Origin of the sequence: Photobacterium toruni (assembly GCF_024529955.1) — a bacterium.
GTDB lineage: Bacteria > Pseudomonadota > Gammaproteobacteria > Enterobacterales > Vibrionaceae > Photobacterium > Photobacterium toruni.
The window spans coordinates 1,397,208-1,412,320 of the sequence record NZ_AP024854.1; the positions used below are offsets into that span (position 1 = coordinate 1,397,208).

At 33.1% G+C, this 15,113-nt stretch carries 13 protein-coding genes; 4 read left to right on the plus strand and 9 right to left on the minus strand.

The genetic code is table 11. The features are described 5' to 3' along the window. Positions 1–276: 276 nt before the first annotated feature. A complete protein-coding gene (locus tag OC457_RS06610; RefSeq protein WP_080174743.1) occupies positions 277–720 on the plus strand; it encodes a hypothetical protein in 444 nt (147 codons plus the stop codon). A 182-nt stretch (positions 721–902) separates the two neighbouring features. Here the strand turns inward: OC457_RS06610 and OC457_RS06615 are convergent, their stop codons facing one another. Then, positions 903–2,543, minus strand: coding sequence for a SulP family inorganic anion transporter (locus OC457_RS06615; protein ID WP_159447854.1), 1,641 nt, complete (start codon positions 2,541–2,543; stop codon positions 903–905). A 554-nt stretch (positions 2,544–3,097) separates the two neighbouring features. Here OC457_RS06615 and OC457_RS06620 point away from each other — a divergent pair. Both OC457_RS06620 and OC457_RS06625 read left to right on the plus strand, forming a co-directional pair. Further along, positions 3,098–4,498 carry a Na+/H+ antiporter NhaC family protein gene (locus OC457_RS06620; protein ID WP_080174745.1) on the plus strand — a complete coding sequence of 467 codons (1,401 nt, stop codon included), beginning with the start codon at positions 3,098–3,100 and terminating at the stop codon, positions 4,496–4,498. Beyond that, positions 4,498–6,585: a molybdopterin-containing oxidoreductase family protein gene (locus OC457_RS06625; RefSeq protein ID WP_080174746.1), complete on the plus strand. Its 2,088-nt coding sequence runs from the start codon at positions 4,498–4,500 to the stop codon at positions 6,583–6,585. Before OC457_RS06620 ends, OC457_RS06625 begins: the two co-directional genes overlap by 1 nt. Before the next feature lie 51 nt (positions 6,586–6,636). Here OC457_RS06625 and OC457_RS06630 read toward each other — a convergent pair whose 3' ends face one another. From OC457_RS06630 to OC457_RS06660, 8 genes are all read right to left on the minus strand, one after another. Beyond that, entirely contained in the window at positions 6,637–8,016 is a 1,380-nt protein-coding gene (locus OC457_RS06630; RefSeq protein ID WP_080174747.1) for a sensor histidine kinase, read from the minus strand. Positions 8,017–8,019: 3 nt separating this feature from the next. After that, on the minus strand, positions 8,020–8,697 hold the full coding sequence (locus OC457_RS06635) for a response regulator transcription factor (RefSeq protein ID WP_080174748.1): 678 nt from the start codon (positions 8,695–8,697) through the stop codon (positions 8,020–8,022). A 77-nt stretch (positions 8,698–8,774) separates the two neighbouring features. Beyond that, positions 8,775–10,391 (minus strand): phosphoethanolamine transferase, encoded by a 1,617-nt coding sequence (locus OC457_RS06640; protein WP_096777838.1) that lies wholly within the window; start codon positions 10,389–10,391, stop codon positions 8,775–8,777. A 358-nt stretch (positions 10,392–10,749) separates the two neighbouring features. Beyond that, positions 10,750–11,520, minus strand: coding sequence for an EAL domain-containing protein (locus OC457_RS06645; protein ID WP_080174749.1), 771 nt, complete (start codon positions 11,518–11,520; stop codon positions 10,750–10,752). A gap of 9 nt (positions 11,521–11,529) precedes the next feature. Beyond that, complete coding sequence (locus OC457_RS06650) at positions 11,530–11,814, minus strand: helix-turn-helix transcriptional regulator (protein WP_159447855.1); 285 nt, start codon at positions 11,812–11,814, stop codon at positions 11,530–11,532. Positions 11,815–12,102: 288 nt separating this feature from the next. Then, entirely contained in the window at positions 12,103–12,312 is a 210-nt protein-coding gene (locus OC457_RS20910) for a helix-turn-helix transcriptional regulator (protein ID WP_080174751.1), read from the minus strand. 442 nt (positions 12,313–12,754) lie between these two features. Next, entirely contained in the window at positions 12,755–13,003 is a 249-nt protein-coding gene (locus tag OC457_RS06655) for a hypothetical protein (protein ID WP_080174773.1), read from the minus strand. A gap of 79 nt (positions 13,004–13,082) precedes the next feature. After that, positions 13,083–13,565, minus strand: a complete 483-nt coding sequence (locus OC457_RS06660; RefSeq protein ID WP_080174752.1) for a hypothetical protein — start codon at positions 13,563–13,565, stop codon at positions 13,083–13,085. Positions 13,566–13,731: 166 nt separating this feature from the next. On the opposite strand from OC457_RS06660, the gene metC reads away from it, so the two are divergent. Continuing rightward, positions 13,732–14,919 (plus strand): cystathionine beta-lyase, encoded by a 1,188-nt coding sequence (gene metC / locus OC457_RS06665; RefSeq protein ID WP_080174753.1) that lies wholly within the window; start codon positions 13,732–13,734, stop codon positions 14,917–14,919. Positions 14,920–15,113 lie beyond the last annotated feature (194 nt).

Sequence of the window (15,113 nt, forward strand, 5' to 3'; positions counted from 1 at the left end):
ACAATATTGTATGATAAATATCAACAGATAAGTCATTGAGCTTATATCTATACTTATTTTATTCATTTGTATATTTATAAATAAAAAAAGAACAATTAAGAATTTTTTTTATAAGATTAAGTTATAAAAAGAGGATCATGTTGATGAAATATTATTGCACTATTTTATGTCTGTTATTATCAATGGTCTTGGTATTGCGTATAATCGCGGCATAATTAAGGCATATACACGTGTTAGTACAACATGATGTATATAAGCAGCATTTAAAGGGTCGTTATGTCTAATAAATATGAATCAATGGTAAGTGATTACTGTGTCGTTGTTAATGCGATAGAGTGTTATGTGGCATCTAAAGTTGCAGACTTTGAGTTTTGGGATGCTGAAATGACGAAGTTTTTTATTGATACTGAATCTGCCTCATATATGTATGATTGTGTTGAAGCGGCTGCCGTTCTAGGTGTTTCTGAGTTGCAAATGCAAAATTTCTTAGTCGTACATTGTTGCCTAGGTGATTACTTAGATGGTCTTATTGGTGAAAAAGATCACGATTCATGGGATATGAAAGATCAGCAATTAGTGGTTACTTATACTGATAACTCAGAGGATGTATTTCAACTTTCTGATATCTGTGAATTAATGACAAAAACAGAAGCTACTGGTTGGACTTATGCCGATTTAGTCGTAGCTGAGAAAGCCTTGCAAGAACAGGCAAATAGCTAATATTGACTACTCAGTTGAGTACGTTCTGTAACCTTGACTCTTATCTACATTGTCATTGTTTATAAAAAGAAGATGGAACATCTATATGATCGCTATATGGCGATTAAGGCATAAGCTATGGCTGTCCCATCTTTTTATTCTTTCTTTTTTACCGTCGTTTTTGTATCTGATTCTCTGTAATCTTAACGATAAGCCGTAATAGCATCTTCAATACTCGTATATTCTGTTTTTTGATCTAATATCGTTAATAAATGGGTTGTTTCAACTAAGCGTCTAAATCTTGGATGCTCGATATTAACAAACAATAATGTGATATTTCGATGGGTTAGTTTTTGGCTTAATACTTCAATTTTATCAACAGCGGTTAAATCCATATCACTGATACTACTGGCATCAATAATGACTAAACGAAGTAGCGGGCGAGTATTGGCTAAATTTAAAATACGCTCTTCAAAGTATGAAAAGGTCGTAAAATATAATGGTGCTGAAAAATGAAGTACGGCAACATCTTCTTCTGTTGATAAATTTTGTTCTGGATTTAAACGTGAGCGGTGTCCCCAATGGTCACAGTTAGGCTCTCTGAATAATTCTTCACAGTTTGGTCGAGTAATAATAAATACACTATGGAGTAATGATAATAAAACCCCAAACATGACGCCAATATCAATTCTGAAAGTAACGATCATTAGCATTGTCGCTAAACATAGATAGAATTCTTGACGATTTTGATGACAAATTCGCTTAATTTCAGTCCATTTAAAAATGCTTAAACCGACATACATTAAGATGCCCGCTAAGGTTGCTTTAGGTATTAAATGAAAAACATTTTGAGCATAAAGTAATACGAGGCAAATAACGGCTGCTGAAAATAATGCCGCCCATTTTGAATGTGCACCACCTTGTTGGATTAACATGCTGCGTGGTGGACTAGCATTACCAGGAAAGCCACCAATTAAACCTGATAATACTGAGCCTAAACCGATACCAGCAAAGTCACGATTAAAATTAGGGGTAGTATTACGGTCTTTAATGGTACTTGATACCGCTGAAGTTTGGACAATACAAATCATGGCTATCAATAATGCTAACGGAAAAATTGTTAATGCTTGATGCCAAGGTAAGCCAATAAAAGCCCAATGAAGTTCAAATCCTGCTGGATTAGATAATGTTGGTATATGGATATTGTTTGAATTTAAGGCGATTTCAATCGTAATACTGATTGCTAAGGCAATTAAAGCGGCAGGAAAGCGTTTGTATTGACGGCTAAACCAGAAGATAAAGCCAAATACGCCACCACCAATGAATGTCGTGATGAAATTCAACTGTGTAATATGTTGCACTAAATGATAAAGCGTTTGAAAGGGTGATGCTGAACTGTGTGGTAAGCCTAAAATTGACGGTAACTGGCTAACAATAATATGTATTGAAACCCCGGCTAAAAAGCCTAATGTCACAGGATAAGAAAGTAAGTTGGCAACCCAGCCCAATTTAAAGGCATAGACACACAGTAAAATACCTCCGACAAGCAACGCTAATAATGAAGCTAGTGCCATGTATTGTACACTGAATAACGTGGCGTAACTGGCAAGACTCACTGCAAAAATAGGGGCGATGGTTGAATCGGCACCACATGATAAATAACGGTTACTGCCGAAAATAAAAAAGCCAATACTGGATATTACAAAAACGTATAAACCATAAATAACGGGGAACCCCGCTAAATGTGCTGTTGCCATTTGGGCTGGTAATGCAATAGCTGCGACGGATAATCCTGCAAAAAGATCCTGACGCCATGCCATCATATTATGTACTTTGTTCTGCATTGATAGTTCGCTTTCATATAACAATATATAATCAACGTGCATAATCTCATTCTTTATAAGAATATCAAAATAGATAATGCAGTGAATACAGTTAAAGACGAAAGAACCTTTTATTCTGAAATGTATATTATTTAGTGGTTGAATAGTATTTTTCTTAAATTTCTTTTTAAGAATAGAGATTGCGCAATTTATGTGAATATTATTACTAACCAAAATGTATTGTCGCAGAACCTGATGGTCAATTTATCTATATTGCTGAAAATTGATGAATAGTGCTATTGCCTGCTTATTGTGTGTGTTCATCTTCATACTATCTATTCAAGAAACGTAGATTATTTATGTAAATCATGATGATAGTGTTTATGGGAATAATCGATAGCTATCTAAGTTGGGATTGTGTAAAAACGTATAAAATATAAACGATAGTAAATGTAATTCTACAATTGATTGATTATCTAAATATATTGCATGTTTATGAGTGTTATATTCCAGTAAAGAATACATTTAATCTGTATAATTATTCGCTCACTTTCATGTACCATGGGAATTAAACCATGCTGTCAGATACACCCCGTTTACCAACTGTTACAGAATCATCTTTCTTATTAAGCCTGATTACTTTTATATTAATGGCTGGAATATTATATGCGCACCTTGATGTGCATATTTTATTAATATGTACCGTTATTCTTACGATGTTATTTAGTGCGCGTTGTGGTTATTCTTTAACTAAACAAATAGATCTTATTGGTGATAGTTTAAAAGAAGCAACAGGTGCGATGTTTGCTTTTATTCTTATTGGTATGATCATTGGTGTTTGGATTTTATCAGGAACGATCCCTGCTTTAATTTATTATGGACTCAACTTTGTTTCTGCAGCTTATTTCTTACCCGCAGGGTTTTTAGTTTGTTGTGCTATTACGTATGCGACAGGAACAAATTGGGGAGCAGCTTCAACTATTGGTGTTGCATTAATTGGTATGGGACTAAGCCTAGGATTTCCACTGCCTGTTATTGCTGGCATGATTATTTCTGGCGGTGTTTTTGGTGTGAATTTATCACCCGTTTCAGACGTCACTATTCTTGCATCAGCCACTGTTGGTAGCCAAGTTCAAGATCATCTTAAATCTCTTTCTATTGTTGGTTTGCCGACGGTTATTCTTGCAACTGTTATCTATTACTTTATGGGTAATTACTATATTGGAATGGGAACGACCAGTGCAAATCATATTGCTGAATTACAACGTACAATTAGTGATATTTTTTATATTACTCCGATTGTTTTATTACCCATAATTATTACATTAGGAATGACATTATTTAAAGTACCATCACAAATCGCCTTATTTTGTGGTATTTTTTGTGGAGCAATAATTGCCATAATAGTTCAGAGCCAAACATTACATCAAATATTCTTATCTTTAAATATTGGTTATCAGATTCCATCTGGCGATCCACTTCTCGATAAATTACTTATTCGTGGCGGGATCCAAAGTATGATGTGGACTTTTTCTCTAGCATTTATTGCTTTAGGCATGGGTGGGTTATTACAACATGTTGGTTTTCTTCGTGTATTATTAAAACGTATTTTACCTCATATTCGTTCTACTTTTAGTTTGGTTGCAACAACTCTTTTTACCTGCGTTCTCGGTAATATGGCGACCAGTGAAGTTTATATTTCGATGATTTTAAATGGCTCTCTTTATAAAGAAGTGTATGAGGAACGTGGTTTATCGCCACATATGTTAAGTCGATTACTTAATGAAGGGGCGATGACCTCTGGCATGTTGATTCCATGGACAACGGCAGGTGCATTTATGACAGCAACATTAGGGGTTAGTCCATTTGTATATGCGCCTTATGCGGTATATGTGTGGCTTGTTCCTTTAATTACGTTGATGTCTGTTGCTATTGGTAAAACAGTATTAATCCCAACGTTATCAGAGGACTTATAATGAATAACATTATAACTACTACATGTGGATTATGCAGTACAGGCTGCCGAATTAATGTTCATCGTAATGCGGATAATCAATACTTGATAAAAGGTGATAAATACGATTCAGTTACGCATGGTGCATTATGTAAAAAAGGACTCCATGCTATTGATATTATGCTCCATCCCAACCGTTTAACTCAACCATTAAAACGTACGGGTAAGCGTGGTGAAGGTCAATGGATAACGATAAGTTGGCAGCAGGCGATTGATGAGATCGCTTTAAAATTTAATAAAATTCAAAAGACGTTTGGTGATAATAGTTTATTTTTTAGTTACGGCTATTCAAAAGATTTTATTAACACGCAGTTATTGAAACTAGCTAATGCCGCTAATAGTGTGAATATTCATGGTCCTGAAACGGTATGTTGGGCACCATCAAAATATGGTAAAGAATATACTCTAGGCTATAACCCGAGTGCCGATATTAATCAACATACTGATTGCATTATATTTTGGGGAGTGAATAAGCATAATACACGGTTTACTGAAATGCGAGCAATTAACCATGCGATAGAGAATGGTGCTACAACCATTTGTATCGATCCTCAGCAAACGCATCATGCTAAAAACGCAAAGTATTGGCTGCCATTAACCCCTGGCTCTGATCTTGCCTTAGCGATGGCAATGATTAAAATTATTATTGATCAACAGTGGTATGACAAAGCATTTGTGGCTGATTTTTGTTATGGATTTTCAGCATTAAAAAGCCATGTTCAGCAGCTAGATTTATCTTATTTAGCGCATGAATGTCAGTTATCGATGGCTATGATCACGAATATCACGCAACAATATATTCAAGCTAAGTCTGCAGTGATCGTAACGGGTAATGCACTTGATCATAATCCTGATAGTTTTCAAGTTAATCGCGCGATTGCAATATTAATGGCGTTATCAGGTAATCTTGAAATTCAAGGTGGGCAATCAAAACCACAAGGAAAAGCATTAGTTAATGGACGTTGGCCTTATGATCAGCAAGACGTTGATCAATTATCACCACAGATAAGACAACAAAGTGTTGGTACGCCACCGATTCCTGAGTATTTCAGAGCCACAAGTCAGGGATTAATGGAGGCGATGTTAACGGGTGAACCTTATGCAGTCAAAGCAGGGTTGATTGTTGGCACTAATCCAATGACTAGCTGGCCTGATAGCAAAAAAGTAAAACGGGCTTTTGAGCAGCTTGATTTTTTAGTGGTATCTGAATTATTTATGACGCCAACAGCAATGATGGCGGATATAGTATTACCCGCGGCAAGTTTTTTTGAGTATGCAGGTGTTACTCAAGGGCAGGATGGATCTATTCATTATCAGGCACCCTTGCAAAAGGTCGGTGATGCAAAACCCGATCATCAAATTATTGCAGAAATTGGTCATGCGATGGGGATCATGCCGGTTTATAATGATGATGATTTTTGGAAATCGGCATTGTCACCCGTTAATATTGATTTGACGCAATTAAAAGCACAAACAAGTATTATTGCGGATGTTGAGCCACAGCATTCGTTATCTTATTTGTCAGTTGGTTTTGATACGCCATCAGGAAAAGTTGAATTATATAGTCAAAAATTGCATGCGTTAAAGTTAGATCCTATTCCGGTATATAGGTCTAATTTACCTGTGACAGATCGTTATTCATTAAGAGTTACGACGGCTAAATCTCGATATTATATGTTTTCTCATGGACGCCAAATATCAGCATTAAGAGAGAGGCATCCTTTTCCTATTGTAAAAATCCATTCATTGTTAGGGAAAAAGGAAAATTTAAAAGAGGGTGATATTGCTGCAATAGAAACTGCAGCAGATAAAATTATTTATCAAGTAGTTAGTTTTGATGATAATTTAAATGTTAATACTGTTATTGCAGATCTTAGCTGGTGGTTTCCTGAAATGAAAAATGAATTATTATCAGGAGCTTTTAGATCAAATTATAATGTATTAACGAGTACGGATACGGGGGCATATTCAGATATAGGCAGTTTTTATATTAATGGTTTACCTTGCTGTATATATAAAGTTAATAATATAGAGCTATTGAATATGTAAACAAAGAAAGCCACATCTTGATTATGATTAATAAGATGTGGCTTATCTTCTTTAGTTTTTAATAGATACTGTAACGGTAAAATAACCCATTGTTGTCTGTGTAATAGCTAATGTATATTGATTAATCTTACAAATATTATTAACAATAGATAGCCCTAAACCGTAGCGACTATCATCAGATCTTGAAGTATCATATTGATATAATGGTTGAATTAACTTTTTAATATCAGTTTCTGAGTAGTTAGTTTTGGCAATGTTTATTACTTCGATAATGATATTTTGTTCTTTATTGTACATATTAATTTGAATAATAGATGCTGGAAGACTGTAAAATAATGCATTATCAATTAGATTAGTTAAAATAGTTGTTAGACTAAATTCATCGGCGATAATGACTGTATTTAGCTGTGTTTTAAATATTATTCTATTATTAATATTGTGATATTTAAATGTAAGAGAATGCTGAATACTCTTTAATAATAAGCGGATATCAATTGGTTCTTTGTAGAGTTCAATCGTTGATGATGTGCGTTGAAGTAATAGTAAATTTTCCACAATAACACGCATTCTATTTGAAATCTGTAGAATATCATCAGTAAATGTTTCAGCTAATCGAGCATCATTAGGAAAACGCTGGTGGACCTCTGTTAATGTAATAAGCTCTGCAATCGGGGTTTTGATTTCATGTGCAATATCAGAGGTGATTCGCTTTTCATTCTCTATACTATTTTGATGGATAGTAAGAAAGTTATTTAATTCTTTGATGATTAAGTCTATTTCGGAGTAATATTTTTGTTCATAAAACGTAAAGCCATTATTTGAATAAGCGTTATTATTGTTAAATGTTTTAATTTGCTTATTTAATGATTCTAAAGGATGTAGACCTTGCTGAACAATTTTTTTCGCAACGATTCTCATGATGATCATTGATAATAAAAAACTGCCAATAAGTAATATATCTAATATACCAGTAATACGATTAAGGTTTTTAGCTGATGCTGATACTGTAATATACATATAGTCACTTGAACCATCTTTATTCCTTTGAATATATGACGATAGTAGTGCTTGTCCAGACTCGTGGTTTGGCATCGTTACATCAACCAATCGATATGAGTTTACTGGAATTTTAGGATGAAGTAAGTCTAATTCCGGATAGGGTCGAAGAGATTCTGAACGTTTGATTGTTTGGTTATTTTTCCAGATTTGATACACATAATGACTCTTTGAGTTATCATTGGTTAATACCGTATTTTCATGAGTCGATGCTTTAATTTGGTTTGTTTTTTCTTGCAGTTCAGATTTAAATTGTTGTTGAACCCAATCATCAACACTGATATCAACAAAGGTAAAGACAATAATAATAAATAACCCAAAAATGGCTGAAATAGAATTAATTAAATTTCTATTTATCGATCGTGTTTTGATCATTAACTAATCCTCTATATAGTAGCCAAAACCACGTTTGTTTTTAATTGGAAATATTGCATTTATTGCTTTTGACTTTATTTTTTTACGAATTGTTGAGATATGTGCTTCGATAGTATTCTTGGAAATATAATCAAAGTTATTAGCAATATTATCACTTATCATAGATGCGCTAGTAATTTGATCTTGATGATTGAAAAGGTATTCAATAATTTTAAATTCATTTGGTGTTAATTCTATATTGATATTTTCATAACGTAGTGTCATTTTATTTGAATCTAAGATGAAACCATTGATAGTAATTGTATTTGTGAAGTTATTAATTAAACCACGGCGAGATATAGCAAGTATTCTGGCGTGTAATTCATCAAAAGAAAATGGTTTGGTGAGGTAATCATCAGCACCTTGGAGTAGACCATCAATACGATCTTGACGTTGATTCTTAGCAGAAAGAATAATTAACCGTGTTTGTATTGCTGATTTTCTGAGTTGTTTTAATATATCCATGCCATCAATACCGGGCAGCATGAGATCTAAAATAATAACATCATAAGGATTATTGAGCGCCAAGCTAAGCCCATCAGAACCATTATCAGCTTCGTCTGTTGTTATACCTAAGTTATTGAATCCTACAACTAAACTACGACGTAATGCGGATGAATCTTCGATGATCAATAGTTTCATTATATACTCAAATTTAAAATGTATACCTATACAAGATGTATAAGTATACATTAAAATCATGGTGTTATCTTAGTCGTTTAAGATGGCGTTCTACAGCTCGCGCTAATATCAAGTGCAGGATTGATGACTTTAGATTGCACGCCATAAAGCCCTAATAAACTATGGAACAAATTATCATGCGATAAATGACCAATATTTTCTTTGTTTCTTAGGCAACTAAGATTGATACCTTTTTGTTGAGCATATTGAGTTGGGAGCCATAATAACCACGGTACATGTTTTTGTTCTTTTGGTGCAATAGGATAAGGTGCACCATGTAGATAAAAACCATTTTCACCAAGAGATTCACCATGGTCTGACATATATAGCATTGCTACATTGTATTTCCCTTCATTTTTCTTTAACAGTTTAATCACTTGTTCATCGACATAGTCAGTATAGAGAATTGTATTGTCGTAAACGTTTTTAATTTCTTGGTCTGTGCAGTTTTCAATATCGCTACGATTACAAGATGGTTTGAATCGATCAAACTGTTTTGGATAGCGTTGGAAATATGTAGGACCATGGCTACCAATTAAGTGTAATACCAATAGCTTATTCTTATCATCTTTATTAATAAAACTAGCAGCCTTACTTAGCATTACACCATCGTAACAACTTGTTCCATCACAGTATTGATTATGTTTTGATGTATCAGTTGCTACATACGGCACTCTATCCGCTACTCCTTTTGAGCCGCCATCATTATCGATCCATAATACTTCTGCACCTGCACGATGAATAATATCAACGGCATTATCTTGACTGTACGCACGATCTTGGTTGTAGTGAGCACGTGTTAAATTAGAAAACATACAAGGTACTGATAGCGCAGTATAAGTGCCACAAGATTGGACATTTTTAAATGAAATTATGCCTTCATTTTTAGTATACGGATTAGTATCTCGCTTATAGCCGTTGTAGGCGTAATCATAAGTACGGGCTGTTTCGCCTAAAACCATAACAAACAATGTGGGCTTATGATTTTTAGTGGGTAGTAGTTTTGCATCTAAGCCTTGTTTTTTATAGGGTAGGGGCTTATAGATAAATTCTTTATATAGATATTTTCCGCCCGCGTAAACATGACCAGGAATAATCATTCGGTTTAAATAGTGGTTATTACGACCAACTGCGGCATAACTTTTATAGTTAGTAAGGGCAATAATAAGCAATGCAGTCATTGCTATACCAATAAGAACAACTCGAGCAATAATTTCTTTGAAAAAGGTTTCACGTTTGGTTATTTTTACACAAGCAATCCAAATACTAGGTATTAAACCAAATATTATGATGTAAGTTATTGAGTGTAAATTAACATACGATAATGCTTCATCTGAGCGTGTTTGAAATATACTTTCAATAATAGCATTATCAAATAAAGTATGATAATTCACTTCAGCAAATAAGGCCATTGATGATGTTATAGTCAAAAATATCATGATGGCTTTGAAGATATAAGGCCAACATAAGCAACTAAAAATAATAATAAATGCAGCGAGTAAAACAATAGGCGCAGTATAAGGGAAAATGGGATTAGCGACGTTATGACTTAATGAAAATATTTTTGCTAATGTAGGGAAATTAAAGCAAAGGGAAAAATAAAGAGATAGCCATAGAATGAAGCTGGTCATCTTTAAATGAAAAATCTTGCGCATTGTTTACTCGTTAGCGGCTAATGAATACCGCTATTATCTATGGTGTAACTTAAGACTTACTTAAGAGTCTTTATTGATAGTATAGAATAGTCGTTGTTGGCTATTTTTTGATAAACTTATAGAGACAATGCTAATACTAATTCTCATTTTTTATTATACAAGGTAACGGTTTTATTTATACATTATGCATTGTTAATAGTTATTTAATAATGAAAATAATTCTTAATATCGATCAAGTTGAGCTGGTTAAATACCTATAAGGGTTATTTCTGTTTTTGGTCATTCTTTTTAAGGTTTGCGGTACTTCAACATCCGTTGGTCTATCGATCTTGATTAAAGTACCGCAATTGATAAAATTTCACCTATTCTCGAAATTTTCAGTTATGAGTGAAATAGATTGGTCTAGTTGATTTCTTAAAGGTACAGGTTTAGAAAACAGATATCCCTGATACATTTCTATGTTTAATGTTGTTAATAGATTAAAAACCTGCAGATTCTCTACGCCTTCTGCAACAATTGAAAAGTTAAAAGAATGTATTAGGCTTGTCATTGACTTGAGTAATAGTAGCTTGTCAAAATTTATATCTATATCACTAATAAATAATTTATCAATTTTCACATAATCAAAAGGATAATCAAATAATCGGTCATTGAGGTTGTTACCACAGCCAAAATCATCGATGGCTATTTTTATACCATTAATTTTTAGATGACGTAATATTATTTTAAATTCATTACTATTATCTATATCATCATTTTCCAACACCTCTATAACAACTTGGATGTATTTATTTAGCTTTATTAGCAGATTAACAACTGAATTTGTTAGGCTATTACTATATATATTTATAGATATAAAAATCTTGTTGTTTTTATGTAATGAAAAATACCTAAGTAATTGTTGCAATAAGCTAATAGTTAAACTTTCAGATAGCTGTAAGTCATTTTTTATTATTGGTATAAATTGTAAGGGTAATCGAGTTTCGTGTTCAGATACAATCCATCGAGCAAGAACCTCAAATCCAACCAACTTTCTGTTTTTATTAACTATTGGTTGTATGAAAGGTTGGATTTCATCCATTGAAATCGCATTGGTTATTTGTATTTTTTTAATTACAATGCTGTTCATATTTGGCCATTAAGATAAATGATTATTTTTGTTTTCTTCTATTAGTAATTCTAATAATTCAATATAATGATCTTTTTCTATTTCCGTTTTTCCTTGAAAAAATAAAGTAAGTTGATCTAATTTGATTGAATCTAATTTATTATAGAAAAAATCAATGTTCTTATTAGATATCAATGATATATTAAATAATAAATCAGAACGAGGTATACGAGAACCATTTTCAATATCAATATAAGATTGTCTTGATATGCTTAATAATTCAGACATTTCTAATTGTGATATGTTTGATTCCATTCGAGCTTTTTTTATTTTTTGATGCATAAAAATTAAAAGTCACGTCCATTTTTTAAAGCAATAATTATTGATAGTTCTTTAATTTTCAAATTGTATAATTCTATAAAGTTTTCCAGATCTGATAAATCATCGTTTAATATTTTTTGTTGTATAAAATTTCTCATTATTTTTATAGCCATTAAATTTTTCTCATAATGTTTTTCTATCATAACTTTTGATTGTTTTCTATCTGATTGATTAGTAAAGATAAAGTTTCGTTATTAACGTTGTTTTTTATAATAATATCTTTTATTTTTTTATATGCTTATCTTCCGAATGGTAAAAATAACTAATTTCTTTTCCGGATAAAATAGATAGCTTTGTAATTATATCTGCTTTAGGTGATATATCTCCTCGCTCAATTCTAACTAAAGTACTTCTTGATATGCCTAGAACTAAGGCCATATCTTTTTGTGATAGTTTTAATGAATATCTAAGCCTGAGTATTATTATATTCATTTTAAGATTATTGGTTAAAAAACTATTCTTGTATTCTACAATATGGCTATGTTTTTTTTTAATAAAATAATAGATAAATTTTATTTTTGTATTAAAAATAGTACATGAAAGTTATAGCTTATCAAAAGGTAAATAATTCTTTATAGGTATACTTGGGGGGTGGTTAGGTTGTATCATTTTACGTTTTTTTGATTAAATAAACACTATAATTGAATTTTTACTGGCTTATATAGTATGTGATTTTAGCGTTATTCTTAATATGTGATAAAGCTATATTAAAAGAGTAGATCAAGAAGAATTTATAAATTAACCATCTTGTTTTTAAATAGTCTTATCATGGGTATGTTTTTTTGCTCATTGATATATTCTTGGAGATTTTAAAAGCGCCTACTATATAAAGATAAAGGCGCTTTGGGGAAATAGCATAGCTATCATACGTCGATTAATGAGTTTGACGTGGACCTTTGCTGACTAACTCTTTACCATTTTCAAAGACAGCATCGCTTACCCAGCGTCCGTAAATAAGTTGGTGTTGGTTATTAAAAACAGCTACAAAGTGACGACCATCAGCATTGTTAGTTGCCATACCGATACCTTCAACACCTTGTAGGCCAAGGCCGCCATTTTCAACTGAAAGTAAAAAGGTTTCTAGCTCTTCAAGGCTATCGATAACACTTAATTCATTATTAATCATTTTGTACTCTTTACGTGATTATATGTTGCGATAACGCATTTTAAGGAAAAATGACCAATTACACTAGCCTACATCATCATAATTGCTGAGATAACAGCAGTGCTGCAATAATAAAACCATCTTGACGTTGATTATTGCCTTCAATATAAGCATTCGCAATTGTACTGTTATTGGAGGATAACCATAACGTTCCATCTCGCTTAATAACAGCATTAGCAACAGTGCCATGATTATCTTGTAACCAAATTTGATTACCGCTGCGTAAGATTGCAAATGGTGGTTGAGCACTCGTTTCATTAATCCAGAGCTGGTTGCTTTTAATAACGATAACACCCTGATTATTAGTTAATGCTTGAATGACCTTATTCTTATCCATTTGATGATAAATAATAAAATTAGGTGTTTGAGTTTGATTTGTTGGTAACCAAATTTGATTGTTTTTTATTATTGCATTTGGCGTAATACTTTTGTTGTTGCTATTTAACCAGACATTACCGTCAGCGAAAGCATTGTTAGAACATAGTATAGCAAGCAGTATTAGATGATATATTTTTTTCATTAGATTATGACCATCAATATAAGATATGAGTAATATACCTTATTAAGGTTCTGGTGTGATGATCGAAGAGTAGTAATTAATAACTTTTAGTTTCTAGTTTGATAGGGTTATTCATGTTATACAATGAGGATTCAATAACATACTGGTGACACATTGAAGGAGTAATATGTCTAGTCATAAAATAAATACTCAACTGATCACGGCTGGACGATCAAAACAATTTGGTTTTGGGGCCGTGAATAGTGTAATTCAACGAGCATCTTCATTAGTGTTTGATTCTGTCGCAGATAAAAAGCAAGCGACGATCAATCGTGCTAATGGTGAATTGTTTTATGGTCGTCGAGGCACATTAACCCATTTCTCGTTGCAACAAGCGATGGTTGAAATAGAAGGGGGAGCAGGATGTTATCTTTATCCTTGTGGTGCGGCGGCAGTAGCTAATTCAATTTTAGCGTTTGTAAAAGCGGGCGATCATCTGTTAATGACGGGGGCTGCTTATGAGCCGACTCAAGATTTCTGTAATGTCGTATTGAAAGGGCTTAATGTTGATACAACGTATTATGATCCCCTCATTGGTGCAGGTATTGCGGAGAAAGTACAACCCAATACTAAAGTGGTCTTTTTAGAATCACCAAGTTCTATCACAATGGAAGTACAAGATATTCCCGCTATTGTTAAAGCTGTTAGAGCGATTAATCCTGAAACGGTGATCATTGTTGATAATACATGGGCTGCAGGGGTGTTATTTAAAGCATTAGATCATGATGTGGATATTTCTGTTCAAGCAGGCACTAAATATATTGTGGGTCATTCAGATGCAATGTTAGGTACTGCTGTTTCAAATGAGCGTTGTTGGAACCAATTGCAAGAACGATCATATTTGATGGGACAAATGGTAGATGCTGATACGGCTTATGTTGCAGCTCGCGGCTTACGAACAATGGGAGTGCGTTTAAAGCAACATCATGAAAGTAGCATTAAAATTGCTAAGTGGTTAGCACAACATCCTCAAGTTGAACGGGTTAACCATCCGGCATTACCTAGCTGTAAAGGTCACGAATTTTTCTTACGAGATTTCAATGGTAGCTGTGGATTGTTCTCTTTTGTATTAAATAAACGTCTTGATAATAATCAGACCGCTGATTTTCTTGATAATTTCAAACATTTCAGTATGGCATATTCATGGGGCGGCTATGAGTCTCTTATATTAGCCAATCAGCCTGAAGAGCTTAATCGTATTCGTCCTGCAGGTAAGGTTGATTTTGATGGCACATTAGTACGCGTTCATATTGGATTAGAAGATTGTGATGATCTGCTTGATGATCTTGCGCAAGGTTTAATGCGGATAGCTTAATTTTTTCAGTGAAACGTCTTGCATCAGCATGTTAAGACGTTTCGTTGGTTTTAGTTATTGCAATAATAGCTATAAATATTTTATGGCATGATCTGTTTTTTATTTACTTCTGAAATATTATTATTTACTCAAAAATAGCTGGTTATGATTATTTCTTATACTCAATATAAAGCTTGCTATGAAAAATACGGCAT

What these genes read in the sequence shown, in the direction of transcription:
- OC457_RS06650 (WP_159447855.1), bottom strand. Translation starts at nt 11,814, where the DNA reads ATGGAATCAAACATATCACAATTAGAAATGTCTGAATTATTAAGCATA.
- OC457_RS06660 (WP_080174752.1), bottom strand. Translation starts at nt 13,565, where the DNA reads ATGAAAAAAATATATCATCTAATACTGCTTGCTATACTATGTTCTAAC.
- OC457_RS06645 (WP_080174749.1), bottom strand. Translation starts at nt 11,520, where the DNA reads ATGAACAGCATTGTAATTAAAAAAATACAAATAACCAATGCGATTTCA.
- OC457_RS06635 (WP_080174748.1), bottom strand. Translation starts at nt 8,697, where the DNA reads ATGAAACTATTGATCATCGAAGATTCATCCGCATTACGTCGTAGTTTA.
- OC457_RS06610 (WP_080174743.1), top strand. Translation starts at nt 277, where the DNA reads ATGTCTAATAAATATGAATCAATGGTAAGTGATTACTGTGTCGTTGTT.
- metC (WP_080174753.1), top strand. Translation starts at nt 13,732, where the DNA reads ATGTCTAGTCATAAAATAAATACTCAACTGATCACGGCTGGACGATCA.
- OC457_RS06640 (WP_096777838.1), bottom strand. Translation starts at nt 10,391, where the DNA reads ATGCGCAAGATTTTTCATTTAAAGATGACCAGCTTCATTCTATGGCTA.
- OC457_RS06615 (WP_159447854.1), bottom strand. Translation starts at nt 2,543, where the DNA reads ATGCAGAACAAAGTACATAATATGATGGCATGGCGTCAGGATCTTTTT.
- OC457_RS06630 (WP_080174747.1), bottom strand. Translation starts at nt 8,016, where the DNA reads ATGATCAAAACACGATCGATAAATAGAAATTTAATTAATTCTATTTCA.
- OC457_RS20910 (WP_080174751.1), bottom strand. Translation starts at nt 12,312, where the DNA reads ATGAATATAATAATACTCAGGCTTAGATATTCATTAAAACTATCACAA.
- OC457_RS06625 (WP_080174746.1), top strand. Translation starts at nt 4,498, where the DNA reads ATGAATAACATTATAACTACTACATGTGGATTATGCAGTACAGGCTGC.
- OC457_RS06620 (WP_080174745.1), top strand. Translation starts at nt 3,098, where the DNA reads ATGCTGTCAGATACACCCCGTTTACCAACTGTTACAGAATCATCTTTC.